We start from the raw sequence: 2,449 nt of genomic DNA on the forward strand, positions 1-2,449 counted from the left end.
ACCCGCGGCCGAAGAGCGCCTGGCTCGCCGCGACCACCTTGTCCGCCGCGGCGGTGCCGTGCACGAGCGACGTGACGTCGTGCGCCAGCGCGCGCTGCGCCTCGCGGGCGGCCGGCCGCTGGACGACCGCGTCGGCGAGCTCCTCGATCTGCTCCTGCGAGCGGAACGTGAAGATCTTCAGGTACTTCACGACGTCGGCGTCGTCGGCGTTGAGCCAGAACTGGTAGAAGGCGTACGGCGTCGTGAGCTCGGGGTCGAGCCACACGGTGCCGGCCTCGGTCTTGCCGAACTTGGTGCCGTCGGCCTTGGTCACGAGCGGCGTCGTCAGCGCGTGGACCGCGGTGCCCTCGACCTTGCGGATGAGCTCGACGCCCGACAGCAGGTTGCCCCACTGGTCGCTGCCGCCCGTCTGGAGCGTCACGCCGTGCCGGCGGTGCAGCTCCAGGAAGTCCATGCCCTGCAGGATCTGGTAGCTGAACTCGGTGAAGCTGATGCCCTGCTCGCTGTTGAGCCGGCGGGCCACGGTGTCCTTGGCGAGCATCGTGCCGAGGCGGAAGTGCTTGCCGACGTCCCGCAGGAAGTCGATCGCGGACAGCGGCGCGGTCCAGTCGAGGTTGTTCACCATGGTCGCGGCGGCCGGGCCGTCGAACCGCAGCAGCGGCTCGATCTGGCGGCGGATGCGCTCGACCCAGCCGGCGACGATCTCCGGGGAGTTGAGGGTGCGCTCCCCCGTCATCTTCGGGTCGCCGATGAGCCCGGTCGCGCCGCCGACGAGCGCCAGCGGGCGGTGACCGGCGTCCTGGAGGCGGCGCACGGTGAGGATCTGGACCAGGTTGCCGATGTGCAGGCTCGGGGCGGTCGGGTCGAAGCCGCAGTACAGCGTCACCTGGCCGTCCGAGAGGGCGGCACGCTGCGCGTCCAGCTCGACCCGGCGGACCTGCTGTGAGCGTCGTCGTCCTCGACCTCGGCAACGTCCTCGTGCGGTGGGACCCGTACGGGGCGTACGCGGGGCGCATGGCGCGCGCCGACGTCGACCGGTTCTTCGCCGACGTGGACTTCGCGGCGCTCAACCACCGGCAGGACGCCGGCCGGCCCTGGGCGGAGGCGCGCGAGGCCGTGCGCGCGACGCACCCGCAGCACGTCCACGCGCTCGACCTCTACGTGCGGCACTTCGCCGACACCCTCGCCGGACCCGTCCCGGGCACCGCCGACGTCGTCCGCGACCTGTCCGCGGCCGGTGTGCGCCTCCTCGGCCTGACCAACTGGTCCGCGGAGACGTTCCACCACGCCGCCCCCGCGGCACCCGCGATCGGCTTGCTCGAGGGCGTGCTCGTGTCGGGGGAGGTGGGGCTCGCCAAGCCCGACCCGGCCATCTTCCGCCTGCTCGCGCAGCGGTTCGGCGTCGACCCCGCCGAGGCGGTGTTCGTCGACGACTCGGCGGCCAACGTCACCGCCGCCCGCGAGGTCGGGTTCGACGGGATCGTCTTCACCGACGCGACCGCGCTGCGCCGCGACCTCGTCGCACGCGGCCTGCTCGACGCGGGAGCCGACGCCGCCGCCACCTAGGATCGTCCGCATGCGACTGCTCTTCGCCGGAACCCCCGCGGCCGCGGTGCCGTCGCTCGAGGCGCTCCTCGCGTCCCGTCACGACGTCGTCGCCGTCCTCACCCGACCGGACGCTCGCTCGGGCCGCGGCCGCACCCTGCACCCCAGCCCCGTCAAGGAGCGCGCGCTCGACGCGGGCGTCGAGGTCCTCACCCCGCAGCGGCCCCGCGACGAGGAGTTCGTCGCCCGGCTGAAGGAGCTCGCCGTCGACGCGGCGCCCGTCGTCGCCTACGGCGCGATCCTGCCCGCGAGCGTCCTCGACGTCCCGACCCACGGCTGGGTCAACCTGCACTTCTCCGTCCTGCCCGCGTGGCGCGGCGCCGCGCCCGTGCAGCACGCCCTCATCGCGGGCGACGAGGTCACGGGCGCGACCACCTTCCGGATCGAGCAGGGCCTCGACACCGGACCCGTGTTCGGCACCCTCACGGAGACCGTGCGCCCCCGCGACACCGCCGGCGACCTGCTCGACCGCCTCTCGCACGCGGGCGCCGGCCTGCTCGTGCGCACGCTCGACGCCATCGAGGACGGCATCCTCAGCCCCGTCCCGCAGCCCGCCGACGGCGTGAGCCACGCCCCCAAGATCGAGGTCGACGACGCCCGCGTCCGCTGGACGCACCCCGTGCACGCCGTCGACCGCCGCATCCGCGGCTGCACGCCCGCACCCGGCGCGTGGACGACGCTCCCCGACGGCGCGCGGCTCGGGATCGGACCCGTCACGCCTCTGCCCGACGACAGCGCCCCGGCACCCGACGCGCTCGCCGAGCTCGTGCGCGCGGTCGGGCACGCGCGCTCGGTCGCCGTCGCGGGCGTCAAGCAGCGCACGTGGACCGACCCCGAGCGGCTG

3 protein-coding genes are annotated in these 2,449 nt (G+C 74.4%); 2 read left to right on the plus strand and 1 reads right to left on the minus strand.

Annotated elements, in window-relative coordinates:
* Positions 1 to 922 (minus strand): tyrosine--tRNA ligase (tyrS, locus tag HGA02_RS16385; protein WP_168680178.1); only part of this gene is annotated, 922 nt, incomplete at its 3' end.
* Positions 923 to 942: 20 nt separating this feature from the next.
* Here tyrS and HGA02_RS16390 point away from each other — a divergent pair.
* The gene (locus HGA02_RS16390; RefSeq protein WP_343035545.1) at positions 943 to 1,566 is read left to right on the plus strand and encodes an HAD family hydrolase; all 624 of its coding nucleotides are present in this window, start codon (positions 943 to 945) and stop codon (positions 1,564 to 1,566) included.
* A 10-nt stretch (positions 1,567 to 1,576) separates the two neighbouring features.
* On the plus strand, positions 1,577 to 2,449 hold an 873-nt coding region (locus HGA02_RS16395; protein WP_168680176.1), incomplete at its 3' end, for a methionyl-tRNA formyltransferase.

Source organism: Cellulomonas septica, assembly GCF_012396155.1.
In the GTDB taxonomy this organism is placed as follows: Bacteria; Actinomycetota; Actinomycetes; order Actinomycetales; family Cellulomonadaceae; genus Cellulomonas; species Cellulomonas septica.